Origin of the sequence: Solwaraspora sp. WMMA2101, from assembly GCF_049179175.1 — a bacterium.
Taxonomy (GTDB): Bacteria; Actinomycetota; Actinomycetes; order Mycobacteriales; family Micromonosporaceae; genus Micromonospora_E.
This window is the reverse complement of record NZ_JBMHMA010000006.1, coordinates 1,762,493-1,788,225: the sequence shown is the minus strand read 5'-3', so window position 1 is coordinate 1,788,225 and position 25,733 is coordinate 1,762,493. Positions and strand designations below refer to the sequence as shown.

Genomic DNA, 25,733 nt, shown 5'->3' with positions numbered 1-25,733 from the left:
CTGACCGGGTCACCTGAGCGGCGCTAGAAGTCGAGTAGGGCGTCGGTCGTGATGTCGATGGGGAACGGAAGGTCGGAGGTCAGCCGCTGCCCGTCTGCGGCAACCGCATGCTCGACGTAGTGCTCGCCCTCAAGCCGGAACAGTCGCAGCGTAAGTGCTTCGTACTCGACCATGTCGGGCTCGACGAGCAGGTACCAGCCGATCCGCGCGGCCGCGTAGAACTGCATCTTCTGTACGCGGTCGGTGGCGACACTGCTCGGCGAGGTGATCTCGCCGGCCAGGACGACCTCGTGTGCGTCGGCGACGCCGCCGAGTCGCCCGACCTTCGCCACCACCAGGTCCGGGATCACGATCCGGTTGGCGGCCAGTCGTACGTTCACCGCCTCGTGTGCGCGCAGACCCGCCGACCGCGCGGCCGGCCGGATCGCGGTCAGGAGGAGGAACGAGATGTCCTGATGTGGCCTGTTCGGTGCGGGGCTCACCCACAGTCCTCCGTCGATCAACTCGATCCGGTTTCGGGTCTCCCCGAGCGCGAAGTACTCGGACTCGGTCCACGGCTCGGGGTGATCAAGTGCGGCAACGCTCATCGGCAGACTCACCTCCTGACGGATGCTGCCACAAGTCTCCCACCACCGCGTGCCGCCGGGCCGCGGATCGAGCTCGACGGGTTACAAACGTTGGGTGCGGGAGATCGAGCTGCGGGAGATTCGGCAGAACGCCAGCGAGTTGGTGTGTCACGCCCAGGCGGATGAGCTGGCGACTGCGCTGTCGCGCATCATCGTCGGCGAGCAGGTGGCAAAGATGCCGGACATCGTCACGATTGCCTGGGCGACCGGACATACGGTTGCCCAGCTCACCGGCCTAGTGGAGGTGGCCGAGAGGGTTCAGGTCGCATCGTGCAGCACAGGTGGCCCCGACATGGAGGGGATGAGGCAGGCCCTTCTCGGGTTTCTGGAGCTTGATGACTATATCCATCAATACGCCATCCCGGCGGCCAGCCATCCGGCTTGATCAACCCGTGCGCCGCTCGGCAATCCGAAGTAGCCGCAGCGGAGCCGGCGCAGGCTACCGCTCGACGTACGTGGCGAGGTTCGCCAGCGAGGAGGCGAGGCCGGCGGTGTGGTACGCCGCGCTGATGCCGGCCGGTACGTCCTCGGCGCGGATCGCCACCCGGGTGCCGCCGTCGACGGCGGTCACTTCCCAGGTCATCGTCATCGTGCCGGCGTACGCCGGATCGTCGGCGACGAAGTCGACGGCCTGCACGACCCGTACGCCGGGGACGATGTCGACGAAGCGAGCCTCGACGATGTCGGAGTCGGCGGTGGCCTTGCCCGGCGCGGTCGTCGCGTCGGCGTAGGTCAGGACCAGCCGGTACCCGCCACCGGGCCGGGCGTCGAACCGCTCGAACCGGCCGGTCATCCCCTGCGGCGGCAGCCACACGGTGAGCGCGTCCGGGTCGACCAAGGCGGCGTAGACGCGCGCGGCCGGCGCGGCCACCACCCGGGCTGCCGAATCGGTACGGGTCACGGCGCGTCACCGGGACCGGCGATCAATCGTTGCGCTGACACCCGGCTAACCTACGTCGCGACGCGGCCTATTCGGGAGACGACGAACAGTGGCGAAGCTGGAACTCACCGTCGAAGAAGCGGCGCTGTGCGAGATCGTCGGCGTACGGGCGTTCCTGCGCGCCCGTGCGCAACTCGCGGACGGCGAGTTGACCGACGCCCGCTGGGATCCGACGACCGGGCACGCCCAGGGCCGACTGGACCCTGGTCGCGGGGGCACCGTGACGGCGGCGGTCACCACCGACCCCGACGGCCTCGTCGCCACGGTCGACGGTGCCTGCTCCTGCGGCGAGAGGTCCTGCGGCCACCCGTACGCGCTGGTGCTGCAGGCCGTCGTCGGTGCCGCGCCGACGGTCCCGCAGCAGCGGCAGGCACCGGACGCGCCGACGGCGGACTGGGAGAAGAGCCTGTCGGCGCTGGTCTCCGACGTCGCCCCGGTCGTCACCGCCGCGCCGGCCCGGGCCACCGTCGGCCTGCAGTTCGAGCTGGTCAAACCGGGCGCGGCCGGCGCCGGCGGGCCCGCCGGACGCATCGCGCTGCGTCCGGTCGTACCCGGCCAGAACGGCTGGGTCCGCTCCGGCATCAGTTGGTCGAACGTGCAGTACGCCAGCTACGGCCGGTCGCCGGAGTCCAAACGGCACCGCCAGCTGCTCGGTGAGATCCTGAAACTGTCGACGGTGGACACCGACCGGTACGGCTACTACGGCGCCCCGGCGGTGATCATCCTGGAGGCGTTTCAGAGCCGGCGGATCTGGGACCTGTTGGCCGAGGCCGACGACGCCGGGCTACCGCTGGTCCAACCCGGCAAGTACGGCCGGCCGGTGGTCGTCGGCCGGCGGCCGGCCCGGCTGTCGGTGCAGGTCGACCGCGCCGACGACGAGCTGATCGTGCAGCCGGTGCTGCTGGCCGACGGCGTACCCGTCGCCGCCGAGTTCTCTGTCTTCGTCGGCCGACCGGCGCACGGGATCGCCTGGTGGGCCGAGCGCGGCGGCGTCGAGCCGCAGCCCCGGGACCGGGTGCTGCGGCTGGCGCCCCTGTCCGGCGCGGTGTCGGCGGCGGCGAAGGCCCTGGCCGGTCCCGCGATCCGCGTCCCGGCGGCCGACGAGGCACGGTTTCTCGAACGGTTCTACCCGGAGCTGCTCAAACAGGTCGAGGTCGTCGCCGCCGGACCGGCGGTGCACCTGCCACCGGTGCTGCCTCCCACCCTGACCCTGGCCATGACACCGATGCCGGGACAGGCGTTGTCGATCCACTGGCAGTGGGTCCGCGCGGTCGGCGCGCACCGGCAGACCGAGCCGCTGTGGGCCACCGGTCCGCGCGGGCACGCCGACTCACGTGGGCACGCCGACCCCCGTGACGCCGTCGTCGACCAGGTCACCGAGGCGACGGCCAAAGCGGTACCGGAGGCGATCGAGTCGACTCCGAACGGCCCGCGACTCGCCGCCCTGACCACGCTCACCGGCGACGCCATGATCCGGTTCCTCAGCGAGGTCCTGCCCCGGCTCGCCGACCTCGACGGCGTCGAGGTGGTCGAATCGGCAGCGGAGCCTGTACCGGACTACCGGGAATCCGACGAGACGCCGGTCATTCGGTTCGCCGGCACCGACCATCCCGGCGAACACGACTGGTTCGACCTGTCAGTGCAGGTCAGCGTCGGCGGCGAACAGGTCATCTTCGATCAGCTGTTCACCGCGCTGGCGCAGGACCGGCAGTACCTCATCCTGCCCAGCGGCACGTACTTCAGCCTCGACCGCCCCGAGTTCGCCCAGCTCCGCGAGCTGATCGACGAATCGCGGGCACTGGAGGACCGGCCGCCGGGCGTGCTGCGCGTCGGCCGGTTCCAGGCCGGCCTCTGGGCCGAACTGGCCGAACTGGGGGAGATCACCGGCCAGGCCGCCGCCTGGCAGCGCGCGGTCCGCGAGCTGGCCACCGCCGGCGCCGCCGTCGACCACCAGGTTCCCTCGCAGGTACGGGCGGAGCTGCGCCCGTACCAGCTCGACGGGTTCCGCTGGCTCGCCGCCCTGCGGGAGCACCAGCTCGGCGGCATCCTCGCCGATGACATGGGTCTCGGTAAGACCCTGCAGACGCTGGCCCTGATCCGGCACGCCCGCGCCGACGTACCGTTCCTCGTCGTCGCCCCCGCCAGCGTCATCCACAACTGGGTCGCCGAGGCCGCGCGGTTCACCCCGGACCTGACCGTACGGGCGGTCACCCAGACCTCGGCACGGCGCGGCGTGGCTCTCGCCGAGGCGGCCACCGGGGCAGACATCGTCGTCACCTCGTACACGCTGCTGCGGCTGGAGTTCGACGACTACCAGGCGCTCGACTGGGCCGGGTTGATCCTCGACGAGGCCCAGTTCGTCAAGAACCACCAGTCGCAGAGCCACCGCTGCGCCAAGCAGCTGACCGCGCCGTTCAAGCTGGCCATCACCGGTACGCCGATGGAGAACAACCTGCTCGAACTCTGGGCGCTCTGCTCGATCACCGCCCCCGGGTTGTTCCCCCGGCTGGACCGGTTCACCGACTACTACCGCGGGCCGATCGAGCGGGACCGCGACGGTGACCGGCTCGCCCAGCTGCGCCGCCGCATCCGGCCGCTGATGTTGCGTCGCCGCAAGGCCGACGTCGCCGCCGACCTGCCGGAAAAGCAGGAACAGGTGCTGGAGCTCGACCTCGACCGCAAACATCGCCGGATCTACCAGGCCTATCTGCAGCGGGAACGGCAGAAGGTCCTCGGCCTGCTCGGGGACCTGGAGAAGAACCGGTTCGAGATCTTCCGGTCGTTGACGTTGCTGCGCCAGGCCAGTCTCGACGTCGCCCTGGTCGACCCGAGACACGAGGGTGTTCCGTCGACCAAACTGGACGTGCTGGCCGACCAGATCACCAACCTGGTCGCCGAAGGCCACCGTACGCTGGTGTTCAGTCAGTTCACCCGGTTCCTCGGCGCGGCGCGTGACCGGCTCGTCGCCGCCGGCGTCCGCTGCGGCTACCTCGACGGGTCGACCACCAGTCGGGCCGCCGTGATCGCCGAGTTCAAACGTGGCGACGTCGACGTCTTCCTGATCAGCCTCAAAGCGGGCGGTTTCGGTCTCAACCTGACCGAGGCCGACTACTGCATCCTGCTCGACCCGTGGTGGAACCCGGCGACGGAGGCCCAGGCCGTCGACCGCGTTCACCGGATCGGCCAGACGTCGAACGTCATGGTCTACCGGATGGTCGCCAAGGACACCATCGAGGAGAAGGTCATGGCGTTGAAGCAGCGCAAGGCCGAGCTGTTCAGCAGTGTGCTCGACGGGGGCGAGTTCGCCTCCGCGCAACTGTCCGCCGCCGACATCAGGGACCTGCTCGACCTCGACTGAGCCGACCGACTGGCCCGCGTGGTGAACTGCGGCTGCCGGCACCGGCGTCCCGGCCGGCGGCGCCGCCGTGACGTGCGCGCCGCGCCGCGTCAGAGGTACGCGACGCCGGTGAGCCGGGCTGCCGCCGCCCACATCCGGCGGCCGTTGCCCGGATCCCGGGCCTGGGCGCTGGCCCGCACCTCGGTGACCGGGCCACGGATCTCCTGGAACCCGCCCGGCCCGAAGAACTGCCCACCCCGCACGCCGGGAGCGGTCGCCGCGTACAGCTGGGGCCGGGCCCCGGACTCGACCCCGCTGACCATCAGCGACAGCAACCGGCCGCCAGCGCGCATCAGCCGGCCCCGGTCGGCCATCGCGCGCGGAGTCAGGTTGGTACGGGTCATGCCGGGGTGGGCCAGCACGCTGACCACCGGCGACCCGCCGGCCCGCAGCCGCCGGTCCAGCTCCAGGCCGAGGATCGTGCCGACCAGCTTCGACAACGCGTACGCCCGGTTGCCGGTGTAGGAACGCTCCATCATCAGGTCGTTCAGGTCCAGGTTGCGCTGCTTGTGCACGATCGACGACACGGTCACCACCCGGGGCTCCTTCCCGGCGGCCAACCGGTCCAGCAGCAGCCCGGTCAGCGCGTACGGCCCGAGCGCGTTGGTGCCCACCTGCAGGTCGAACCCATCGACGGTCAGCGGCGGTCGCGGGCCGGTCAGCACCAGCCCGGCGTTGTTGACCAGCAGGTCGAGCCCGCCGGTGAAGTCGGCGGCGAAGGACCGGATCGAGTCGAGTGACGCCAGGTCGAGTCGCCGTACCTCGACGTCGGCGCCCGGCACCTCGCGCCGGATCACGCCGGCCGCCTCCTCGCCGTCCGGCACGTTACGTACCGCCAGCACGACGGCGGCCCCGTGCCGGGCCAGCTCCAGCGCGGTCACCCGCCCCACACCGGAGTTCGCGCCGGTCACCACCGCGCGGCGGCCATGCTGGTCGGGGATCTGCTCTGCGGTCCAGTTCCGTATGTCCTGCATGACCGCCGACGCTAGGTGGCCGGACGCGCCGCCGGGCAGACCTGACCAACCTGGGACCACGGGACCTACCCTGCGGGGTGCGTCGACCGGCACACTCGATGGTGTGACGAGCACCGTCTACGCCCGCGAACTGGCCGACTTCCTACGCAACCGACGTTCCCGGCTGCGGCCGGAGGAGATCGGACTGGCCCCCGGCCCACGCCGTCGGGTCGCCGGGCTGCGCCGCGAGGAGCTGGCGCTGCTCGCCGGGGTGAGCACCGACTACTACCAGCGGCTGGAGCAGGGGCGCGACGTCCGGCCCTCCGACGACGTACTGACCGGCATCGCCCGCGCCCTGGCGCTCAACGCCGAGGAGACCCGGCACCTGCGGGCCCTGGCCCGCCGGGCGCAGCAGCCGCCGGCCCCGCGCCGACCCACCCGGGTGACCGTGCCGGAGAGCACCCGCCGGCTGCTGCACAGCCTGCACACCCCGGCCGTGGTGGTCAGCCGCCACCTGGATCTGCTCGCCTGGAACGCCATGGCCGCCGCCCTCTACCCGGGCATCGGGCCGACCAACGCGCTGATCGACATGTTCGACCATGCGCAGGCGCACGGCCGCTGCCTCGGCTGGGAGGAGACCGTGCTGGACTATCTGGGCTTCCTGCGGGCGGCGGTCGCCGCCGACCCGGAGCACCCGCGCGCCCGGGAGATCGTCGGCACGCTCAGTATCCGCAGCGACGAGTTCCGCCAGCTCTGGGCCCGCCACGACGTACGCGAGTCGGTCAGCGGCAGCAAGACGTTCCCACATCCGCTGGTCGGTGACCTGCGGCTGGACTGGGACGCCTACACCCCGCCGGGGCGCTCCGGGCCGATCCTGATCGTCTACACGGCCGCGCCGGGCAGCGCCGACGCCGAACGGCTGCAACTGCTCGCCACGTACGCGAACTGACGTCGTCGTCCCCGGGCTGACGTCGTCCCCGGCCTGACGCCTCACTGGGTGACGGGTACTGCCGGGTCGGGCCGGCGGCGGGCGAGCAGCAGCAATCCGAGCGTTCCCACGTAGAGCAGGGCACCGACCGCGTACGGCATCCGGTAGCCAGTGTGCTGGGCGGCGCCGAGGACCGGGCCGGCGAGCAGCGCCCCGGTGGGGATGGCGTTCGAGTAGAGGGTCGAGGCCCGCCCCTGGTGCCGGGGCAGCATGTCCTGCATGTAGGTGATGCCGAGACCGCCGAGCGCGGCGATCGACGCCGCGTTGAGCAGCTGCCCGACCAGCAGCGGCCACACCTGGTCCGAGACGGCGACGACCGTCATGTACGCCGCTCCGCAGCCGGCTCCGACGAGCAGCAGCCGGTGCACCGGGAGCCGGGTGGACAGCCAGCCGAAGCCGAGGATCAGCGGGATCTCCAGGCCGGCGCACAGGCCCAGCAGCAGCCCGGCGGCCCCGACACCGGCCCCCAGGTCCCGGGTGACGTGCAGCGGCAGCGCCTGGATGGCGAGGTTGCTGGCGGCCCAGGTCAGCACGAACGCGGCGACGCTCAACCAGATGGTCCGGCGGGGGGCGTCCGCCCCGTACCGGTGGGTGTCCGACGCCCCGCCGGCGTCCGGGCGACGACGGTGCCGCAAGGCGAGTAGGACGGCGACGGCGGCGACGGCGTACACCAGGGCGGACGCGGCGTAGGTGAGCCGGAACCCGCCGGTGGTGAGCAGCAGCGACGCCAGCGGCGGGCCGGCCACCCAGGCGATGGAGAACAGCGTACGGAACGTGCTCATCGCCATCGCGATCCGCGCGGAGTCGGCCAGCGCCTCCCGGGCGTAGGCGAACATCTGCGGGACCAGCACCTGCGCCGACGCGGTCAGCGTGACCGTGATGAGCAGAAAGACCGGGAAGTCCCGTACGACCGAGGTGAGCGCGCTGGACAGGCACCCGGCCGATGCGGCGGCGACGAGCAGCCACCGGCGGCTCGTCAGCCGGTCGGACAGCCGCCCGACCACGGTGGCGATCACCACCGCCGACACCGGGGCGGCGACCAGGCACAGCGCGATCTGCCCGGCGCTGGCCCGGACCGCGTCGTCGAGGAACAGGGTCAGGTACGGCGAAGCCATCGCGGTCGACAGTCCGACCGCGACGCAGACGAAGCCGAGCGCGGCCCAGGTGCGTACGCGGTTCAGGGCGTCCCGCCCTCCCCGGACCCGCCGCTGGACCGGGGACTCTCCCCGGATCCCGCTCTGGCCCGGGGGCGGGCCCGCAGGTGGGCGCGTTCACCCTGCTGCCCGAAGAGGCTGAGGAACTCGACCGGCTCGTCGCCGACCGCGCCGAACCAGTGCGGCACCCGGGTGTCGAACTCCGCCGCCTCACCGGGGGAGAGGACCAGGTCGTGCTCGCCGAGCAGGACGCGCAGCCGCCCGTCGAGGACGTACAGCCATTCGTAGCCTTCGTGGGTCTTCAGCTCCGGCACCCGGCGTGGGCTGCGCGGCGGGATGATCAGCTTGTACGCCTGGATGCCGCCCGCCCGCTGGGTGAGCGGAAGGACGGTCATCCCATGTCGGGTGACCGGGCGCAGGTGGATGCGTGGGTCGCCGGTCGGCGGCGCGTCGACCAGCTCGTCCAGGCTCACTCCGTGGGCCCGGGCGAGGGGCAGCAGCAGTTCGAGGGTGGGGCGGCGGGCACCGGACTCCAGCCGGGACAGGGTGCTCACCGAAATGCCAGTGGCGGCCGACAGTTCGGCGAGCGTCGTGCCGCGCTGCCTGCGCAGCGCCCGCAGCCGGGGGCCGACCGAATCGAGCGCCCGGTCGAGGTCGAGGTCGTCGAGGTGATCGCGGTCGTCGCCCATGGCGACAAGTTTGCCGCCCCGGTGGTCGGCGCAGGCATACTCGGTTGGTGACCACCACGAAACAGCCCCGGCTGGAGATCGAGTACTGCACGCAGTGTCGCTGGATGCTGCGGGCGGCGTGGACGGCACAGGAGCTGCTCACCACCTTCGCGCTGCGACTCGGCGAGGTGGCCCTGGTGCCGGGTACCGGCGGGATCTTCGAGGTCCGGCTCGACGGCGAGACGATCTGGTCGCGTGCGGAGACCGGCTTCCCGGACATCCCGGAGCTGAAGCGACTGGTCCGGGACCGCATCGCGCCCGACCTCAGCCTCGGTCACAGCGACCGGGCGGCGTCGCGTCCAGGCTGAGCAGTAGCTCAGCCGTCCACCGTACGGCCATCGATAGTCAACTCCTTGGATATCGACGTCGACCACACTAATCTGGTCACCTCGGTCGTCCAGGGAGGCCGCCTTGCGTCACGTCACCGCCCCGTCCCGTACGGTGGTTCGCCGCCGGAACTGGATCGGGGCCGCCGCCTTGTCCACAGTGCTGGTGATCGCCCCGGCCACCGCCGCACTGGCGGCCAACCTGCCCAACCTGCCCCAGTCCGCCGGCGGCTACGAGCTGACCTTCTCGCCGGCGTACGACTACGACGGGGACGGGTGCTACCCCGTGGCGGCGATCGCCCCCGACGGCACCCTCAACGGCGGGCTGAACACCACCGGCGCGGTCAACGGCAACTGTCGGGACCGGGAGGATCTCGACCGCACCCAGACGTACGCCCGGTCGAAGTGCAACAACGGCTGGTGCGCCATCGTGTACGCGAGCTACTTCGAGAAGGACCAGACCGTGCAGGGCTGCTGCGGTCACCGGCACGACTGGGAGCACGTCGTCTCCTGGGTCAACCAGGCCGCGCACCAGGTCGACTTCGTGTCCCGTACGGTGCACGGCGAGGTGCAGACCTATCCGCGCTCCTCGGTGCGCTTCGACGGCACCCATCCGAAGGTCGTCTACCACAAGGAAGGCGCCTTCGGTTCGCACAACTTCCGGTTGGCCAACAGCAACGACGACCCGCCGGAGAACCACTACGGCACCTGGCGGTACCCGCCGATCGTCGACTGGAACGGTTGGCCCAGCACCGCGCTGCGGGACCGGCTGATGGCCGCCAACTTCGGCTCCGCCAGCATCAAGATCACCGATCAGGACGATCGGTTCCGAAACCTGCTGAACAGGACGAAACCGGGCGGTATCCCCTTCGATCCGTGGGCCTGACCTGCCGGGTGATCCACTCGGTCGGTCCGTTGTGCGTGTCGGTCCGTTGTGCGTGGTTCGCGGATCGGTACCGCGCGTCGGTGCTGCGGACGGGCACTGCGGACGGGCACTGCGGACCGGTAACGCCGTAGCGCGGTATTCCTGTGAGGAATATTCATACCTCTGAGGAATATCGTTCGGCGCGGTATCCGTTGCCCGGCTCGTCACCGGCAGTGACATGTGGGCCGCTGTGGGCCGCTGTGGCGCAGTGAGCCGCTGAGCCGGCTATTGACGCAGTGGCCCGCCGGCAGTGGCCCGCCGAGCGGGCCGGCGACCCGGAATGATCCGTCGGCGGGCGTGGTTGTACATGGTCGCGACGCACGGAAGGCCCGCCCCGCCGAGACCGGCGGGAAGCCCGTGGAGCCGGCGGAGAGCCGCCAGCGCGGGCGGGTAGCCGCCGTGGCGTCCCCGTACCACCCGGATGACCGTTTACCGCACACCCCACGCACCACCCGCCCCGCACGTTCGGGGGCCGGGTGACGGGTGTGCCCCCTCGGAAAACGGAAGGTGGACCCCCCATGACCACGATCATCAGCCGTACCCTGACCACCAGCCTGCGCACCGCCGCCCTGGGCATCGCCGGTCTCACCCTGGCCGGTGGCGCGATCGCCGCCCCGGCCCTGGCCGCCCAGCACACCCCCGGCGTACAGGCCGCCTCGACCGCCGCCGCATCGGCGACCACCACGCCGGTCACCGCCACCAGCGGTAGCGGCAGCGTCGACACGAGCAAGCTGATCCCGCACGGTGTGCAGGGCGAGCAGTCCCGCATCACCCTGTCCGACGAGCAGACCGACAACGTCAAGGGCATCATCGCCGCCACGAAGAAGGCCGGCATGGACGAACGCGCCGCCGTGGTCGCCATCGCCACCGCCCTGCAGGAGTCGAAGCTGGAGAACCTCGGCCACCTCGGTGACCGTAACGACCACGACTCGCAGGGCCTGTTCCAGCAGCGGCCGTCGTCGGGCTGGGGCACCGTCGAGCAGATCACCGACGTCGAGTACTCCACCACCGCGTTCCTCAACGGGTTGAAGGCCGTCGACGGCTGGCAGGACATGCCGTTGACCGAGGCAGCCCAGACGGTGCAGGTGTCGGCCTACCCCGACCACTACGCCCAGTGGGAGACCCAGGCTGCCGAACTCGTCGCCCAGCACTGGAACAGCTGACCCGGAACACCTCCACGCTCAGCGTGAGGGCCGGACCCCGTACCCGGGGTCCGGCCCTCACGCTGCGGCGGGCCCCGAGGCGCTGAGAGTCGACCGGGATCAGTCGGACAGTGACCGGCGGGCGGCGGCGACAACCTCCGGATCGGCGCAACCGGCCGCGTAGCCGGCGATGCGACGGCGGATGTCGCGGCCCAGCAGCCACAACCCGATCCGGTCGGCGACCGGGCGCAGGGGTGCCGGCCGGCAGCGGAAGCTGTACCGCCAGGTCGCCACCGTGTGACCGGGCTCGGCCGCCGGGGCGAACCGCCAGCCGCCGGCGAACATCTCGAAGAACCAGGGACCACGCACCATTTTCATGCCGACGTTGGTCGGCGGAGCGTACGAGACGTACTCGCTGATCATCGTCAGGCCGTGCCGGGACCGGGTGAAGGTGCGGACGCCCTTGCCGGGGCGGGTGGCCCCGTCGACGAAGTGCTGTGCCCGGATGAACGGGTCCCAGCGGTGCCGGACCGGCGTGGTGGTCTGGGACACCGCGAAGGCGAGATCCGCTGGTACGGGGACGGTTACCGCTGCTTCGACCACAGGCATCGGCCCATCATCCGCCACCGGCGGGCCAGTTGGCGTGCCGGTGACGACCGTCCGCGCGCTCGTCGACGAGTAGTTCCCACAGTGGCGGGACCTGCCGGTGCGAGCAGCGGCCGGGCAGGGCACGGTGAATGCGATCTTTCGGATCGGGGACCGGCCGGCTGCCCGGTCAGGGCAAGGTGGTGGCCGGCACTCCGACCCGGCGGTCAGAACAGGGTCAGCGGCTGCGCCGGGATCGGCTCGGGCAGCGGGGTGAGCTGAGGAAGCGCGGCCCGTACCTCGTCGTGGAAGCGGCGGGCCAGCGTCGGCGCGTCGGCGTTGTCCGGGGTGTGGATGAACACCGTCGGTGAGCGGCCCTGCCGGAGCCAGGCCACCGACGCGTCGACCCAGCGCCGCCAGCCGGCGACGGTCTGCTCGACGTCGTCGCGGCCGAGGTAACGCACGATCGGCCGGTCGGTCAGCGCCCGGGTACGCAACGGAGTACGTGGCTTCTTGACCCACGCCTCACGTTCGGCGTCGCTGGTCGGCCCGGCGGCGAAGAACACCGTGGTGTCGAACGGCACCCATTCGGCGTCGACGTCGGCCAGTGTCCCTTCGAGCAGTCGGGTCGCGGCCGGCTCGGTGAAGAACGCCGGGTGGCGGACCTCGACGGCGTACCGATGGTCGCGGGGCAGTCGGCGTAGGAACCGGGCGAGGGTCGGTACGTCGTCGGGCCCGAACGACGCCGGTAGCTGGGCCCAGAGCGCATGGGTACGCGGTCCGAGTGGTGCGATCGCGTCGAGGAAGGCGGCCAGCGGGCCGTCGGCGTCGGTGAGCCGGCGTTCGTGGGTGACGGTTTTCGGCAGTTTGAGGACGAAGCGGAAGTCGGGGTCGGTCTGCGTCGCCCAGGTGGCGACGGTCTCCCGGCTCGGGGTGGCGTAGAAGGTGGTGTTGCCTTCCACCGCGGTGCACCAGGCCGCGTAGTGGCGCAGCCGCTCTGCCGGCGGCAGCGGGTGCGCGATCAGCCGGCCCTGCCAGGGCTTGTGCGTCCACATCGCGCAGCCCACCGCGAGTCGGGGCAGGGTCGTCGGCGGATTCGCGGCGGCGGGGAAGCTCGGCACGTGGACAACGATAGAGCCACCCTGATCGAGCGCGGGACTTTACGTCACGTTCATCGAACAGTCCTGATCAAGGCGATTGAGCAGCTTAGATTTCCGGTATCGACCTGCTCGCCGTCCCCCCAGGCTGGAGCACCCGACCCGGCCGCGGCGGGCAGCGACACCGGGAGCCCCGCATGGCCCGCCGTACCATTGCCGCCGCCGTCGCCGCGACGGTCGCCGCACTCGTCGCCCTCACCCTGACCGCCGTCCCCGCCCAGGCCACCCCGCCCAACATCCCGTCCTACAGCACCGCGCTCAGTCGGCTGAACTCGCTGACCGTCGCCGCCGAGACCAACCAGTCCAGTTACAACCGTTCGCTGTTCCCGCACTGGATCACGATCACCGGTTCCTGCAACACCCGCGAGCAGGTGCTCAAGCGCGACGGCACGAACGTGGTGGTCAACAGCAGCTGCGCCGCGACCTCCGGTACCTGGTACAGCCCGTTCGACGGGGCCACCTGGACCGCCGCCTCCGACGTCGACATCGACCACATGGTGCCGTTGGCCGAGGCGTGGCGCTCCGGTGCCCACGCCTGGACCACCGCCCGGCGTCAGGCGTACGCCAACGATCTCGGCGGACCGGAGCTGTGGGCGGTGACCGACAACGTCAACCAGGCCAAGGGCGACAAGGACCCGGCCGACTGGCAGCCGCCGCTGGCATCGTTCCGTTGCACGTACGCCCGCGCCTGGATCCAGGTGAAGTGGTACTACGGGTTGACCGTGGACAGCGCGGAGAAGTCCGCCCTGTCCGGCATGCTGGCCACCTGCTGACTGACGGCCTGTCGGACGGTGCGGCTACCCTGCCCCGCATGAGTCTCGCGGTAACGGTCGGCATCACCACGGCACTGTCCGGAATCGACGATGAGGGGGCGGCGCGCAGCCGCGCCGCCCTCGACGAGTTGAGCGCCGCGTTGGCCGCCGAGGGCGTCGCCTGGCAGGAGCCCTACGACGTGGCGGTGCCGTCGACCCGGCCGCACCTGCGCGGCTTTCCCGCCAGTGCCCTGCACCGGCTGCGTCGGGTGCTGGCCCTGGTGGATTCGGCCACGCCGGTCACCCCGGTCGCCGACGCCGCCGGGTTCGCCGCCGACCGGGAGCTGATCGACGACCGGGCGGCGCTGCTGGAGTCGCACCTGCTGTGCCACTCCGACAGCGCCGGCTACTACGTCCCGGTCGATCTCGGTGACCCGTTGTTCCTGCCGGCCGGGACCGGCGTCACCGGCGGCGGCATCGTCGGTTCGAGCCAGGGCCTGCTCGCCGAGCTGCGGCGCTGCGCGACGGCGCTGGGCGTACGGCTCGATCCGGCCGGTGACCTGCCGGACACCGAGGCGGCCCGGCTGTTCGCGCTGCCCGACGACGCCGATTTCGCGGTCGAGACGCAGACCTGGCTCACGCTGCACGAGGCGTGCCGGGCGAGCATCGCCAGCGGCCGGGCCATCGTGTTCCACTGACCGTGCCCGTGGACGGCCGGCCCCCGGCCGGGCGGCGCATCGCCCCCCGGCCGGCCGGTGTGCTCAGCGCAGCACGAAGGAAAGCTGTTCGATGGCGAAGTCCACGTCGGACTCCTCGACGACCAGCGGCGGGGCGAGCCGGATCGTCGCGCCGTGGGTGTCCTTGGCCAGCACGCCCCGGTCGGCCAGCCGCTCACACGCCTGCCGGCCGGTGAGCGGGCCGGGGGCCAGGTCCAGCCCGGCCCACAGGCCGCGACCCCGGACGGCGGTGAGTCGACCGGCGTCACGCAGGGCACCGAGCCCGGCGTGCAGCCGGGCACCCAGTTCGGCCGAGCGCCGCTGGTACTCGCCGGTGGCCAGTAACCGGACCACCTCGGTGGCGACCGCGCACGCGAGGGGGTTGCCGCCGAACGTCGACCCGTGCTCACCGGGGCGCAGCACGCCGAGCACCGAGCGGTCGGCGACCACCGCCGACACCGGCACGATGCCGCCGCCGAGCGCCTTGCCCAGCAGGTACATGTCCGGCACCACGCCCTCGTGGTCGCAGGCGAACGTGGTCCCGGTGCGGCCCAGCCCGGACTGGATCTCGTCGGCGAGGAACAGCACGTCGTTGCGGGTGCACAGGTCGCGTACCCCGGTCAGGTAGCCGTCCGGTGGCACCACCACGCCCTGCTCGCCCTGGATCGGTTCGAGCAGCACCGCGACGCAGGTCTCGTCGATCGCGTCGGCCAGCGCGGCGAGGTCGCCGTACGGCACGATCTTGAACCCCGGGGTGTACGGCCCGAAGTCGGCGCGGGCCTCGGCGTCGGTCGAGAAGCTGATGATCGTCGTGGTCCGGCCGTGGAAGTTGCCGTCGGCCACGACGATGGTGGCCTGCCCGTCCGGTACGCCCTTCACCTGGTAGCCCCACTTGCGGGCGACCTTGATCGCGGTCTCCACCGCCTCGGCGCCGGTGTTCATCGGCAGCACCATGTCCTTGCCGCACAGCGCCGCCAGCTCGCGGCAGAAGTCGGCGAACTGGTCGTGCACGAACGCCCGGCTGGTCAGGGTGAGCCGGTCCAGCTGGGCGTGGGCCGCCGCGATCAGCGTCGGGTGCCGGTGGCCGAAGTTGAGGGCCGAGTAGCCGGCGAGGCAGTCCAGGTACCGCTTTCCGTCGACGTCGGTGACCCAGGCACCGGCGGCCTCACGGAGCACCACCGGCAGCGGGTGGTAGTTGTGCGCGGTCCACCGTTCGGCGTCGCGCAGCGCCCCCGGTGTCCGCAGCAGCGCGCCTGGTGTCCGCAGCATCCCGTCGACGATCATCGGCCGGACCCCCTCAGCTCCAGCGTGCAGCACTTCACCCCGCCGCCGGCCTTGCGCAGCTCGGACAGGTCCACCCCGATCGGCTGGTAGCCGCGCTCGCGCAGCGCCGTGGCCAGCCCTTCGGCCTGCACCGGCAGCACCACGTTACGGCCGTCGCTGACCGCGTTGAGCCCGAACGCCGCCGCGTCGGCCAGGCTGGCCGCGATCGCGTCGGGGAACAGCCGCCGCAGCGCGGCGAGGCTGCCGGGGGAGAATGCCTCCGGCAGGTACGCGATGGTCCGTTCGTCGATCACCGCCAGTGCGGTGTCCAGGTGGTAGAAGCACGGGTCGACCAGCTGCAGGGTGACCACCGGCCGGCCGAAGACCTCCTGGGCGTGGGCGTGCGCGGCGGGTGAGGTGCGGAACCCGGTGCCGGCGAGCAGGTGGTCGCCGACCACCAGGAAGTCGCCTTCGCCCTCGTTGACGTGCTTGGCCTCGTGCACGGCGAAGCCGGCCTGCTCCAGCCAGTCGCGGTAGGCGGGCGCCTCGTCGGCCCGTTGCGGCTCCCGGAACTGCACGGCGAGGGCCTGGCCGTCGATGACGGTGGCGCCGTTGGCGGCGAAGACCATGTCCGGCAGACCGGGCAGCGGTGCGATCTCCTCGACCGTGTGACCCAGCTCCCGGTACGTGTCGCGCAGCTGCTCCCACTGGGCGATCGCCAACTCCCGGTCGACCGGGCGGGTCGGGTCCATCCACGGGTTGATCGCGTATTCCACGGCGAAGTACGTCGGCCGGCACATCAGGTAGTGCCGGTGGGTGGCGTGCATCGTCATGTGTCTGGCTCCTGGGGTCGAAGGCGCGCCCCGGCGGTGGCCGTGGGCTGGCGCTTGTCTCCACGCTAGAAGCTCAGATCAGCAGAAACCACTGCTGTGAGTTGCTTGTGGCGGCGAATCGTTGCGTGCTTACCGGGGATGGACAACGGAACGTTGCGTACACATGCTTTCGGGGGGCGACCACGCTGTCGCCCCCCGAAGATGCGGTGCCCGGTGAACCACCGGTGCTCTCGGCGCCCCTGCGGTGAACCACCGCTCGTTCGGGGGCCGGTGGGGCGGTGAACCACCGTCCCGGCTCACAATTGCCCGTCAGAAGATTCCGGCAAACTGTGAATCAAGCCACTGCCGTACCTGCTGCGCCATGTCCGTCTCGGTGGTCAGCCAGGTCAGCGAACCGGTCAGCGCCAAACTGCCGACGAGCATCGCCCCGAGGGCGAGGACGATCCCCATCAGCGCCTCGGTCCGCCCGGCGATGTGCCGGCGGGCGGTGGCCGAGATCCCGCCGAGGCCCAGGGCGAGCGCGACGACGCCGATCGCGATCCCGTACGGCGCGAGCGGGCCGGAGAGGACGAACAACGCGCCGACGAGACCGGTAATCAGGCTCAGGGTGGCCAGCATGCTGGCCCGGGGGCGCGGGCCGGCCGGAGCCGGCGGGGGAGTCGGCCGGCCGGTGGTCTCCTCCCGGGTCGGCGGTTCCGGTCGTGGCCCCGGGGCGGTCGGCCGGGTGGCCGGGTCGGTGACGGCGGTGTCGCTGCGGCGTACCGTGTCGTCGCGGCCTGCGGTGTCGGTCCGCGTCGCGGCCTTCGGCGGCGTCGTGGTCTGCGGCGGCGCAGTGGCCTTCGGCGGCGTCCGGTCACCGGTCGGCGGGTCGGCCGGGCTGTTGTGGGGCGCGGTCCGAGTGGTGCCGCCGGGTGGCGGCGCGGTCTCGGCCGACGCCGTCGGCTCCGTACGCCGCGTCAGCGAGGGAATCCTGACCATCAGACCATCCTCCTTATCGGTGCGCCGGCTCCGCTGTAGGTGCGCCGGCGGTTTCTCCCGGGATACCCAGACGTCCCGTCCGTCACACACCCCTATCATGCGGGCGTTCCGCCGACGATGATCTTCGGGCCGATAGGCTCTGTCGCCATGCCCGAGGGACACACGATCCACCGGCTGGCCGCACGCCATTACGCCATACTCGGTGGAGCGCAGATCGTCGCGACCAGCCCGCAGGGCCGGTTCGCGGCCGGCGCGCAGCGGCTCACCGGCGCCACCCTCACGGCAACCGAGGCGTACGGCAAGCATCTGCTGCACCACTACGACGGTGGCAACGGCGGCGGGATCCTGCACGTGCACCTCGGTCTCTACGGCACCGTCACCGACGGGGCCGGCGCGCCGCCGGCACCGGTCGGGCAGGTCCGACTTCGGCTGGTCAGCCGACGGCACTGGGCCGACCTGCGCGGCCCCGCCGCCTGCGAACTGCTCACCCCGGCCGAGGTCGACGCGCTGCGCGGCCGGCTCGGCGCGGACCCGCTGCGCGACGACGCCGACCCGGACACCGCCGGCGCGAAGATCCGGCGCAGCGCCAGACCGCTCGGCGTGCTGCTGCTCGACCAGTCGATCGTCGCCGGGGTCGGCCTGGTCTACGCCACCGAGGTGCTGTTCCGGGCCGGGATCGCCCCGACAAGACCAGGTCGGCGGCTCACCGCCGACCAGTGGCAGGCGATCTGGGGCGACCTGGTCGACCTGATGCGGATCGGGGCGCAGCTGGGCCGCATCGACACGGTCCGCGAAGAACACCTACCAGAGGCGACGGGTCGCCCACCGCGCGCCGACCGGCACGGTGGCGAGGTGTACGTCTACCGCCGCACCGGAAGCCCCTGCCTGTGCTGCGGTGACACCGTCGTCCTTGGTGCCCTGGCCGCCCGCAACAGCTACTGGTGCCAAACCTGCCAACCCAGCTGACCAAGATCGCGACGATCTTGCAGTTATCGTGGAGCAAAGTGGACAAAAGCTCGCGATAACTGCAAGATCATCGGGGCGGGGCGGGGCGGGGCGGGGCGGGGTAGTGCGCTCACCACCACTTGCGCTTTGGGGGGCGGACCACCACGGAGCCGAAGATCACGTTGCAGACCACCTCGATGACCGGAGCGCCTGGTCGCGGCAGCGCGGTCAGCTTCGACTTCTTGTCGCCGAACACCGCCGTACCGCTCATCCGGACGTCGACGCCCTCCGGCACGTACACCGTCACCGACCCGAAGATCGACGTCGCCTCGATGGTGGTGACGTGATGCTGCAGCTGAGCGTCCTGCAACTCGATCTTGCAGTCGCCGAACACCGCCCGCGCCTCCAACCGGTCCGGGACCAGCCAGTGGCCCTTACGGACCTCGTCGCCGAAGATCGCCACCATCCGTTCCACCGGAGCCGGGGAGGCGCTCCCACCGATCGGCAGCGGCGTGCCGCCCGGGCCGCGTACCGCCATCGCGCCACCGCTGCCGTGCAGCTGGCCGGCAGGGTCCGTCGGCAGGTCCGCGGTGAGCCGGGCCAGCTCGCCGCGGGTCCTGGCGTTGTGCGCCTCGGTGACCCGTTCGGCGTACTCGTCGAGGGTCAACCGACCCTCCGCGGTCGCCTGGCCGAGCAGCTCCACCACCTGCTCCCGTTCGGCGTCGGAGACACGCAGGTGGTCATCGCTGGGGTGCGTCGCCGGGTCCACCCTGCCGAGCCTAACCGCCTCCGACCAGCGCCTGACCGCTGCCCGGCCCGCCGCGACGCGTCTGCGACCGGGTCAGTCGGTCCGGGCCACCGTGTCGTTGGCCCGGCGGGCGGCGACCAGCACCGGATCCCAGACCGGCGAGTACGGCGGGGCGTAGCCGAGGTCGAGCGCGGTCATCTCGGCCACCGACATCCGGTTCCACACCGCCACGGCCAGTACGTCGATCCGTTTCGCCGCCTCCGACGTGCCGACGATCTGCGCCCCCAGCAACTGCCCGGTGTGCCGTTCGGCGATCAGCTTGACGGTCATCGGGGCGGTACCGGGAAAGTAGCCGGCCCGGTTGCTCGACTCCACGGTCGCGGTCACGTGGTCGTATCCGGCCTGCTTGGCTTCCCGCTCGAGCAGCCCGGTCCGGGCCACCTCGAGATCACAGACCTTGGTGACCGCAGTGCCGATCACCCCGGGGAAGGTGGCGTAGCTGCCGCCGATGTTGATGCCGGCGACCCGGCCCTGCTTGTTGGCATGGGTACCCAGCGGCACGTGCACCGGCTGGCCGCTCACCCGGTGGTACGTCTCGACACAGTCGCCGGCCGCCCACACGTCGGGCACCCCGATCACCCGCATCTGCAGGTCGGTACGGATTCCCCCGGTGACGCCGATGGGCAGTCCCGCCTGCTCCGCGAGCGCCGTGTTGGGCCGTACACCGAGCCCGAGCACCACCACGTCGGCCGGCAGCGCCCCGTCGTCGGTCAGTACCTCGCAGACCCGTCCGTCCCGTTCGTGCAGTCCGGTGACGGACACCCCGGTACGCACGTCGATGCCGAGCCCGACCAGCGCCGACCGGACCAGCGCCCCCATGTCCGGGTCGACAGTAGACATCGGTTGTGCGCTGCGCTCCACCAGGGTCACCGCCAGCCCACGGCGGATCATCGCCTCGGCCATCTCCACCCCGATGTAGCCGCCGCCGACCACCACCGCCCGGCGCGGCGAATCGTCCTGGTCGAGCCACTCCCGCAGCGCCGCCCCGTCGTCGAGGGTCTGCACCCCGAACACCCCGAACGCCGCCGATTTCGCCCAGGGCGGTTGTGCCGGCACCGCTCCGGTGGCGTACACCAGGGTGTCGAACGGCTCCCGGACCTCGCGCCCGCCGTCGGCGAACGAGGTGGCGACCACCTCGCGCGCGTCCAGGTCGATCCGGGTCACCTCGTGGCGGACCCGCACGTCGACGTGGTGGTCGCGGCGGAACGTCTCCGGGTCGCGGACGATGAGTTCCTGCGCGTCGTCGACCAGGCCGGAGATCCAGTACGGGATTCCGCAGGCCGAGTAGGAGGTGAACCGGCCGCGTTCGAACGCGACGATCGACAGGTCGTCCGGGCCACGCAGTTGCCGGGCCTGCGAGGCGGCCGACATCCCGGCCGCGTCACCGCCGATCACCACCATCCGGTGCACCACGTCAGACTCCCTCCGATCCATGGTCGCTCGCTGCCGGCAGCCGGTCGCGGGCCACGCCCGCCGGTGCCGGGATGATCGATACGCTGCGGGTCTGGCCGGCCAGGTAGCCGACGACGTCCCGTAGCTCACCGGTGCCGGCGTGGACCGCCCGTTGTCGGGCCGCCCCGCTGCCCTGGGACCGCAGTCGGCCGAGCAGCGAGTTCACCAGCCCGACGTCGCCGTGCCGGTCGAGCTCCGGACGGATCTGATCGACCAGGCGACGCAGCAGGTGCCAGGCCGGGCGCAGGGCGGGGGAGCCGTCGGTCAGGTCCACGGCCCGGCCCTCCAACCCGTCGTGGGCGGCCCGCCAGTGCGCCGCCGCCAGCACATGGTGCGCCACCTCCGGCGCGCGCCGGCCCTGCGCGACGGCGGCCAACGCGGTGCCGACCAGCCCGCGCACCAGAGCGGCCAGCAGGATCGTGTCGTCCAGGCTCGGGCAGACGTCACCGATGCGGACCTCGACGGTCGGGTAGTGCGCCGACAACCGGGCGTACCAGTAGAGCATCCCCTCGTCGAGGATGATCCCGGTCGCCATCAGGTCGTCGATCAACGACAGGTAGTGCTCGTGCGAGCGCAGCCACGGCGTCGGCGCGACCGCCGGCCACCGTTGCCACATGATCGACCGCCAACTGGCGTACCCGGTGTCGACGCTGTCGAAGAACGGCGAGTTGGCGGTCACCGCCTGCAGCACCGGCAGCCATGGCCGCAGGTGGTTGAGCACCTCGACACCGATCCGTGGGTCCGGTACGCCGACGTGGATGTGCAGCCCGTTGTTGCCCGGCCCGGGCACCAGCATGCCGTACCGTTCGACGATCCGGTGGAACCGAGGGTCGTCGACCACCGCCGGCAGTGGCCCGGCGATCGGCGCGGTGCCGACGGCGAGCAGCCGCACCCCGGCCCGTTCGGCGGCGTCGGCGACCCCGCCGCGCAGCGTACCGAGGGTCCGCCGCAGCGCCCGCAGGTCCAGGCCCGGCGGGCTGCCGATCTCGATCTGGCTGGTCTGGAACTCGCGCTGCACCTGGCCGCGCAGCTCCGGCGGGACCTCGGCCAGGACCGACTCGACCGCCGGGGCGGCGACACCGGTGTCCGGGTCGACGAGGAGGAACTCCTCCTCGACGCCGACGGTCAACTCGTCGGGCAGGTGTCGCGACGGCGCTTCGGCGACGGTACTGCTGGTCATCTGGACACCGCCTGTCGTCGCACGCCGCCGCTCGGCGCGCCGGCGATCGCATACCCCACCGGTCAGGTGGGGCAAACGTGACCGGCCCGGTGGTCCGGGCCCAGGGTTGCCGGCCCGGGCCGGTCGTCGTCGTGACCATCTTGCGCCTTCCGGCGCCGGTCGCGGTACGAATGTCGGCAGCGCGTCGCTGGTGACGACCGGTCAGCGGCGGGGTGGGCGGTGCAGCGGCAGGTCGTGGCGGCCGGCGATCAGCTCCTGAATTCGGATCTTGACCAGGATGATCGGCTGCCGGTAGCGGCGTTCCCGGTCGGCGGCCCGGGTCCGGCGCCACTCGGCCCAGCGACTGTCGCCCCGGTAGAACCAGCGCGCCCAGGGCGCGTGCGGCCGGGCCAGCCGCAGCGCGCCGACGATCAGCAGCACCGGCAGGAACAGGCCGAGCAGCCCGGTCCAGATCTTGCCCTTGAGCAGGGTGACGGCGGCCAGCACCAGGTTGATCACGATGAGCGCCGCGCCGGCGAACTGCGCCGGATCGGTCTCACCGGTGAGGAACTCGTTGGCCCCCAACGGCCGCAGGCCGATCAGCAGCAGCCCGGAGACGGCGACGGCGACGAAGACGGCGTCGATCGAGGTGCGGCCCCGCTCCGACCAGTAGACGTCGCTCAGGTGCAGCAGCAGGGCGAACTCGTCGAGCACCAGGGCCGCGCCGATGCCGAACAGCGCCGCCGCCACCGCCCGCCACACGGTCAGCTCCACCGGGATCACCAGCCCGGCGACCCCAGCGACGAGCATGAAGACCACCCCGAACACGACGTGGTGGATGTGCAGGTCACCGGGGGTGATGTTGCCGGGCCACCAGCGGACCCGGGCCCTGATCATCCGCACCGAGAAGCGGATGAAGGCGAAGCCGAGGACCACCCCGACGAAGAAGCAGAACAGCGGGAGCCGGCCGGTCGAGACGATGGTGCGCTCGAACCAGCCGGTCACCGACGTGCTCCGTGGGACGTGCGCACCCTGACTACCACTCCTCGCTGTCGCATCGCCGTACCGTCGCCCGGTCCGGGTCGCGGTCCGTCGCCCGGTCCGGGTTGCGGCCGCCTCCTAGCATGGCCTGCGTGCCGGTGCTTCCGCTGAGCCTGATCGGGATCTGGGCGTACGCCCTGTCGCTGATCACCGTCTCCAGCGTGCCACCGACGCACCTGCTCGCCGCCGCCGCGGCGTCGGTCACCGTGGTGATCGCGACCGTCCTGGCCGTTCGGCTGGTCTGCGGCGTCCCGGCCGTCGGTCAGCTGCCGGGCCGACCCGGTCCCGGCGCCCACCGGCCCGGCGACGGCCGGCACGTTCCCCGTCAGGCAGACCCGGACGCACCGGGCCGGCCCCGTCCCCGCGCACCCGGCAGGCCCTTCGTCACCGCCTGACCGTTGCCCGGCCCGGGCCGCGCGTCGCCGACACCGGTCGACGCCCCGGGTGGGGTTCCACCCGCGTGCAAGGGAATCCTGTCGATGACTGCTGTCCTGTCCGCCGTACCCGCCGACGCCGGCCCGTTCGCGCCGGTCGTGGCGTACGCCACCGACCTCGTCACCGGGCTGGCGGTGGCGTTCACCCCGTTGGCCGGAGTCAACGCCACCGCTGTCGCCATCATCGCCGTCACCGTCGTGGTGCGGCTGCTGTTGAGCCCACTGACCTGGCTGCAGATCCGTGCCGAGGTCCGCCGGGCCGCGCTCGCCCCGCAGTTGGCCGAGCTGCGCGGCCGGTACGTCGACGATCCGCAACGGCTCGCCGTCGAGACGATGACGCTGTACCGCTCGGCGGGTGCGTCACCGTTCGCCGGGTGCCTGCCGGCGCTGGCCGCAGCACCGGTGTTCATCCTGATGTACCACCTGGTGACCCGCTCGTCCGGTGCCGACGGCCTGCTCGCCGGGTCGCTGTTCGGAGTCGGGCTGGGCACCTCCGCGCCGCAGCTGTCCGGCCTGGCCGAGGCCGGGGTGTTCGGCCTGGTACTGGCGCTGCTGGCGGTCGCCGCGTGGGCGACGTCGCGTCGGATGCGCCGCTCGGCGCAGGCCGCCCGGGCCGCAGCCGGCGGGTCGGCTGAGCCGTCGCCGATGGCGGTTGCCGGCCGGCTGCTGCCCCTGCTGCCGTACGGCACGGTGCTGGTCGCGCTGGTGGTGCCGCTGGCCGCCGGTCTCTACCTGGCCACCACGACGACCTGGACGGTGCTGGAGCAGACGGCACTGCGGCACTGGCTGACACAGCGGGCGGGCTGACCCCGCAGTGGTCGCCGACATCGACGGTGGTTGACAAGTGTGGTCCGGCGACGTACAACACCTGAGAGCGCTCTCTCAGCTCGTCTGGGCGAGGTTCATCCGTCCTGATCAGTCCTGATGCCCTGAGAGCAACATCCGGCACCCCCTCCGCAGAGAACGCTCTCACCCCCAGCAGAGAGGCACATGATGACCGCACCCCCGCGCGGCACACGCCGTCGTCCCCGTACCCGCGTCGTCGCCGTCGCGGCGGCGCTGACCGCGACCGCCCTGGTCGCCTCGGTCACCGCGCACGCCAACGCCGCGCTTCCGCCGACCCCCAGCGGCTGGAACCTGGTCTGGAGCGACGACTTCACCGGTGCCGCCAACACCCTGCCCTCGTCGGCCAACTGGATCATCGACACCGGCACCAGCTACCCCGGCGGACCGCCGCAGTGGGGCACCGGCGAGATCCAGACCTACACCAACAGCACCGCCAACGTCCGCCACGACGGCAACGGCAACCTGAGGATCACCCCGATCCGCGACGGCGCCGGCAACTGGACCTCCGCCCGGATCGAGACGGTACGCAGCAACTTCAAGCCGCCGTCCGGTGGCGTGATGGCGATCGAAGGCCGGATCCAGGTGCCGAACGTGACCGGGGCCGCCGCCTCCGGCTACTGGCCGGCGTTCTGGGCGCTCGGGTCGCCGTACCGGGGCAACTACCAGAACTGGCCGGCGATCGGCGAGTTCGACGTGATGGAGAACGTCAACGGACTGAACAACGTCTGGGGCGTCCTGCACTGCGGCGTCGCCCCGGGCGGACCGTGCGACGAGTTCAACGGCCTCGGCGGATCGCGGGCCTGCCCCGGTGCCTCCTGCCAGTCGGCGTTCCACACCTACCGCTTCGAGTGGGACGCCAGCGTCAGCCCGCAGCAACTGCGCTGGTACGTCGACGGGCAGCACTACCACACGGTCACCCAGGGGCAGATCCCCGAGCCGCACTGGTCCAACATGACCACCCACGCCGGCTACTTCATCCTGCTCAACGTGGCGATGGGTGGTGCCTTCCCGAACGGTGTCGCCGGTTCCACCACGCCGACGGCGGCCACCGTCTCCGGCGTACCGATGCTTGTCGACTACGTCGCGGTCTACACCCGCGGCGGGTCGAACCCGCCGCCGACCACGCCGCCGCCCACGACCCCGCCACCGGGCGGGGTGGTCAACGCGTACGCCACGATCCAGGCCGAGGCGTTCAACGCGCAGAGCGGCGTCGGCACCGAGGAGTGCAGCGAGGGCGGCCGTAACATCGGCTGGCTGGCCAACGGCGACTGGGCGCGTTACGACAACGTCGACTTCGGCTCGTCGCCGCCGCGTGACTTCGTCGCCCGGGTCGCCTCGGGTGCCGGTGCCGGGGTCAGCGGACTGGTCCAGGTCCGCATCGGCAGTCCGACCGCCACGCCGATCGGCAGCTTCGCCGTCGGTGACACCGGCGGCTGGCAGACCTGGCGTACGGTGCCCGGCAACGTCTCCGGGGTGACCGGCCGGCAGACGGTCTACCTGACCTTCAGCAGTGGCCAGCCGAACGACTTCGTCAACGTCAACTGGTTCCACTTCCGCCGCTGACCCTCGACGGGGAGCCCGGCTC

Annotated in this window: 26 protein-coding genes; 12 read left to right on the top strand and 14 right to left on the bottom strand. The window is 71.7% G+C overall.

Annotated features, from left to right (window positions below):
* Positions 1–23: 23 nt before the first annotated feature.
* Positions 24–587: a Uma2 family endonuclease gene (locus ACN28F_RS08775; RefSeq protein ID WP_123605193.1), complete on the bottom strand. Its 564-nt coding sequence runs from the start codon at positions 585–587 to the stop codon at positions 24–26.
* Positions 588–681: 94 nt separating this feature from the next.
* Here ACN28F_RS08775 and ACN28F_RS08770 point away from each other — a divergent pair, with 94 nt between their 5' ends.
* On the top strand, positions 682–1,011 hold the full coding sequence (locus ACN28F_RS08770) for a transcriptional regulator (protein WP_421357430.1): 330 nt from the start codon (positions 682–684) through the stop codon (positions 1,009–1,011).
* Positions 1,012–1,065: 54 nt separating this feature from the next.
* On the opposite strand, the gene ACN28F_RS08765 is transcribed toward ACN28F_RS08770, so the two are convergent.
* Complete coding sequence (locus tag ACN28F_RS08765) at positions 1,066–1,527, bottom strand: SRPBCC domain-containing protein (RefSeq protein ID WP_421357429.1); 462 nt, start codon at positions 1,525–1,527, stop codon at positions 1,066–1,068.
* Positions 1,528–1,615: 88 nt separating this feature from the next.
* Here ACN28F_RS08765 and ACN28F_RS08760 point away from each other — a divergent pair, with 88 nt between their 5' ends.
* On the top strand, positions 1,616–4,924 hold the full coding sequence (locus tag ACN28F_RS08760) for an SNF2-related protein (RefSeq protein ID WP_421357428.1): 3,309 nt from the start codon (positions 1,616–1,618) through the stop codon (positions 4,922–4,924).
* Between the two features lie 89 nt (positions 4,925–5,013).
* Here ACN28F_RS08760 and ACN28F_RS08755 read toward each other — a convergent pair whose 3' ends face one another.
* Positions 5,014–5,937 carry an oxidoreductase gene (locus ACN28F_RS08755; RefSeq protein ID WP_353850473.1) on the bottom strand — a complete coding sequence of 308 codons (924 nt, stop codon included), beginning with the start codon at positions 5,935–5,937 and terminating at the stop codon, positions 5,014–5,016.
* A 103-nt stretch (positions 5,938–6,040) separates the two neighbouring features.
* On the opposite strand from ACN28F_RS08755, the gene ACN28F_RS08750 reads away from it, so the two are divergent.
* Positions 6,041–6,865 carry a helix-turn-helix domain-containing protein gene (locus tag ACN28F_RS08750; RefSeq protein WP_289207536.1) on the top strand — a complete coding sequence of 275 codons (825 nt, stop codon included), beginning with the start codon at positions 6,041–6,043 and terminating at the stop codon, positions 6,863–6,865.
* A 41-nt stretch (positions 6,866–6,906) separates the two neighbouring features.
* On the opposite strand, the gene ACN28F_RS08745 is transcribed toward ACN28F_RS08750, so the two are convergent.
* Positions 6,907–8,085, bottom strand: a complete 1,179-nt coding sequence (locus tag ACN28F_RS08745) for an MFS transporter (RefSeq protein ID WP_421361321.1) — start codon at positions 8,083–8,085, stop codon at positions 6,907–6,909.
* Complete coding sequence (locus tag ACN28F_RS08740; RefSeq protein ID WP_289207535.1) at positions 8,082–8,747, bottom strand: helix-turn-helix domain-containing protein; 666 nt, start codon at positions 8,745–8,747, stop codon at positions 8,082–8,084. The genes ACN28F_RS08745 and ACN28F_RS08740 overlap by 4 nt, the downstream gene beginning before the upstream one ends.
* Positions 8,748–8,794: 47 nt before the next feature.
* Between ACN28F_RS08740 and ACN28F_RS08735 the strand changes: the two genes are divergently transcribed.
* From ACN28F_RS08735 to ACN28F_RS08725, 3 genes are all read left to right on the top strand, one after another.
* Positions 8,795–9,094 (top strand): SelT/SelW/SelH family protein, encoded by a 300-nt coding sequence (locus ACN28F_RS08735; RefSeq protein ID WP_289207534.1) that lies wholly within the window; start codon positions 8,795–8,797, stop codon positions 9,092–9,094.
* A 103-nt stretch (positions 9,095–9,197) separates the two neighbouring features.
* Positions 9,198–9,998: an NPP1 family protein gene (locus ACN28F_RS08730; protein ID WP_421357427.1), complete on the top strand. Its 801-nt coding sequence runs from the start codon at positions 9,198–9,200 to the stop codon at positions 9,996–9,998.
* 581 nt (positions 9,999–10,579) lie between these two features.
* Positions 10,580–11,200, top strand: coding sequence for a hypothetical protein (locus ACN28F_RS08725; protein WP_421361320.1), 621 nt, complete (start codon positions 10,580–10,582; stop codon positions 11,198–11,200).
* Between the two features lie 99 nt (positions 11,201–11,299).
* Here ACN28F_RS08725 and ACN28F_RS08720 read toward each other — a convergent pair whose 3' ends face one another.
* Positions 11,300–11,788: an SRPBCC family protein gene (locus tag ACN28F_RS08720; RefSeq protein ID WP_421357426.1), complete on the bottom strand. Its 489-nt coding sequence runs from the start codon at positions 11,786–11,788 to the stop codon at positions 11,300–11,302.
* Positions 11,789–11,991: 203 nt separating this feature from the next.
* Positions 11,992–12,819: a DUF72 domain-containing protein gene (locus ACN28F_RS08715; RefSeq protein WP_421361318.1), complete on the bottom strand. Its 828-nt coding sequence runs from the start codon at positions 12,817–12,819 to the stop codon at positions 11,992–11,994.
* A 239-nt stretch (positions 12,820–13,058) separates the two neighbouring features.
* Between ACN28F_RS08715 and ACN28F_RS08710 the strand changes: the two genes are divergently transcribed.
* The gene (locus tag ACN28F_RS08710; RefSeq protein WP_421357425.1) at positions 13,059–13,694 is read left to right on the top strand and encodes an HNH endonuclease family protein; all 636 of its coding nucleotides are present in this window, start codon (positions 13,059–13,061) and stop codon (positions 13,692–13,694) included.
* Between the two features lie 38 nt (positions 13,695–13,732).
* Positions 13,733–14,371 carry a hypothetical protein gene (locus tag ACN28F_RS08705; RefSeq protein WP_421357424.1) on the top strand — a complete coding sequence of 213 codons (639 nt, stop codon included), beginning with the start codon at positions 13,733–13,735 and terminating at the stop codon, positions 14,369–14,371.
* Positions 14,372–14,434: 63 nt separating this feature from the next.
* On the opposite strand, the gene rocD is transcribed toward ACN28F_RS08705, so the two are convergent.
* The 3 genes from rocD to ACN28F_RS08690 all read right to left on the bottom strand — a co-directional run bounded on the left by rocD (position 14,435) and on the right by ACN28F_RS08690 (position 17,463).
* Positions 14,435–15,658, bottom strand: a complete 1,224-nt coding sequence (gene rocD / locus ACN28F_RS08700) for an ornithine--oxo-acid transaminase (protein WP_289207529.1) — start codon at positions 15,656–15,658, stop codon at positions 14,435–14,437.
* 11 nt (positions 15,659–15,669) lie between these two features.
* Positions 15,670–16,479 carry a dimethylargininase gene (gene ddaH / locus ACN28F_RS08695; RefSeq protein ID WP_289211082.1) on the bottom strand — a complete coding sequence of 270 codons (810 nt, stop codon included), beginning with the start codon at positions 16,477–16,479 and terminating at the stop codon, positions 15,670–15,672.
* A 315-nt stretch (positions 16,480–16,794) separates the two neighbouring features.
* Positions 16,795–17,463, bottom strand: coding sequence for a hypothetical protein (locus ACN28F_RS08690; RefSeq protein WP_421357423.1), 669 nt, complete (start codon positions 17,461–17,463; stop codon positions 16,795–16,797).
* 147 nt (positions 17,464–17,610) lie between these two features.
* On the opposite strand from ACN28F_RS08690, the gene ACN28F_RS08685 reads away from it, so the two are divergent.
* On the top strand, positions 17,611–18,429 hold the full coding sequence (locus ACN28F_RS08685; protein ID WP_421357422.1) for an Fpg/Nei family DNA glycosylase: 819 nt from the start codon (positions 17,611–17,613) through the stop codon (positions 18,427–18,429).
* 109 nt (positions 18,430–18,538) lie between these two features.
* On the opposite strand, the gene ACN28F_RS08680 is transcribed toward ACN28F_RS08685, so the two are convergent.
* The 4 genes from ACN28F_RS08680 to ACN28F_RS08665 form a co-directional block, all read right to left on the bottom strand.
* Positions 18,539–19,177 carry a DUF1707 SHOCT-like domain-containing protein gene (locus ACN28F_RS08680; protein WP_421357421.1) on the bottom strand — a complete coding sequence of 213 codons (639 nt, stop codon included), beginning with the start codon at positions 19,175–19,177 and terminating at the stop codon, positions 18,539–18,541.
* A gap of 72 nt (positions 19,178–19,249) precedes the next feature.
* Positions 19,250–20,629 carry an FAD-dependent oxidoreductase gene (locus ACN28F_RS08675; protein WP_289207525.1) on the bottom strand — a complete coding sequence of 460 codons (1,380 nt, stop codon included), beginning with the start codon at positions 20,627–20,629 and terminating at the stop codon, positions 19,250–19,252.
* Position 20,630: 1 nt separating this feature from the next.
* Positions 20,631–21,848 (bottom strand): carboxylate-amine ligase, encoded by a 1,218-nt coding sequence (locus ACN28F_RS08670; RefSeq protein WP_421357420.1) that lies wholly within the window; start codon positions 21,846–21,848, stop codon positions 20,631–20,633.
* A gap of 201 nt (positions 21,849–22,049) precedes the next feature.
* Positions 22,050–22,832, bottom strand: a complete 783-nt coding sequence (locus tag ACN28F_RS08665) for a hypothetical protein (protein WP_289207523.1) — start codon at positions 22,830–22,832, stop codon at positions 22,050–22,052.
* A gap of 128 nt (positions 22,833–22,960) precedes the next feature.
* Between ACN28F_RS08665 and ACN28F_RS08660 the strand changes: the two genes are divergently transcribed.
* From ACN28F_RS08660 to ACN28F_RS08650, 3 genes are all read left to right on the top strand, one after another.
* A complete protein-coding gene (locus tag ACN28F_RS08660) occupies positions 22,961–23,263 on the top strand; it encodes a DUF6412 domain-containing protein (RefSeq protein WP_289207522.1) in 303 nt (100 codons plus the stop codon).
* Positions 23,264–23,347: 84 nt separating this feature from the next.
* A complete protein-coding gene (locus tag ACN28F_RS08655; protein WP_421357419.1) occupies positions 23,348–24,109 on the top strand; it encodes a YidC/Oxa1 family membrane protein insertase in 762 nt (253 codons plus the stop codon).
* A gap of 186 nt (positions 24,110–24,295) precedes the next feature.
* Positions 24,296–25,711 (top strand): carbohydrate-binding protein, encoded by a 1,416-nt coding sequence (locus ACN28F_RS08650; RefSeq protein WP_421357418.1) that lies wholly within the window; start codon positions 24,296–24,298, stop codon positions 25,709–25,711.
* Positions 25,712–25,733: the final 22 nt, after the last annotated feature.

What these genes read in the sequence shown, in the direction of transcription:
- ACN28F_RS08715 (WP_421361318.1), bottom strand. Translation starts at nt 12,819, where the DNA reads ATGTGGACGCACAAGCCCTGGCAGGGCCGGCTGATCGCGCACCCGCTG.
- ACN28F_RS08720 (WP_421357426.1), bottom strand. Translation starts at nt 11,788, where the DNA reads ATGCCTGTGGTCGAAGCAGCGGTAACCGTCCCCGTACCAGCGGATCTC.
- rocD (WP_289207529.1), bottom strand. Translation starts at nt 15,658, where the DNA reads ATGCTGCGGACACCAGGCGCGCTGCTGCGGACACCGGGGGCGCTGCGC.
- ACN28F_RS08755 (WP_353850473.1), bottom strand. Translation starts at nt 5,937, where the DNA reads ATGCAGGACATACGGAACTGGACCGCAGAGCAGATCCCCGACCAGCAT.
- ACN28F_RS08670 (WP_421357420.1), bottom strand. Translation starts at nt 21,848, where the DNA reads ATGACCAGCAGTACCGTCGCCGAAGCGCCGTCGCGACACCTGCCCGAC.
- ACN28F_RS08655 (WP_421357419.1), top strand. Translation starts at nt 23,348, where the DNA reads ATGACTGCTGTCCTGTCCGCCGTACCCGCCGACGCCGGCCCGTTCGCG.
- ACN28F_RS08775 (WP_123605193.1), bottom strand. Translation starts at nt 587, where the DNA reads ATGAGCGTTGCCGCACTTGATCACCCCGAGCCGTGGACCGAGTCCGAG.
- ACN28F_RS08685 (WP_421357422.1), top strand. Translation starts at nt 17,611, where the DNA reads ATGCCCGAGGGACACACGATCCACCGGCTGGCCGCACGCCATTACGCC.
- ddaH (WP_289211082.1), bottom strand. Translation starts at nt 16,479, where the DNA reads ATGCACGCCACCCACCGGCACTACCTGATGTGCCGGCCGACGTACTTC.
- ACN28F_RS08705 (WP_421357424.1), top strand. Translation starts at nt 13,733, where the DNA reads ATGAGTCTCGCGGTAACGGTCGGCATCACCACGGCACTGTCCGGAATC.
- ACN28F_RS08710 (WP_421357425.1), top strand. Translation starts at nt 13,059, where the DNA reads ATGGCCCGCCGTACCATTGCCGCCGCCGTCGCCGCGACGGTCGCCGCA.
- ACN28F_RS08650 (WP_421357418.1), top strand. Translation starts at nt 24,296, where the DNA reads ATGACCGCACCCCCGCGCGGCACACGCCGTCGTCCCCGTACCCGCGTC.
- ACN28F_RS08690 (WP_421357423.1), bottom strand. Translation starts at nt 17,463, where the DNA reads ATGGTCAGGATTCCCTCGCTGACGCGGCGTACGGAGCCGACGGCGTCG.
- ACN28F_RS08740 (WP_289207535.1), bottom strand. Translation starts at nt 8,747, where the DNA reads ATGGGCGACGACCGCGATCACCTCGACGACCTCGACCTCGACCGGGCG.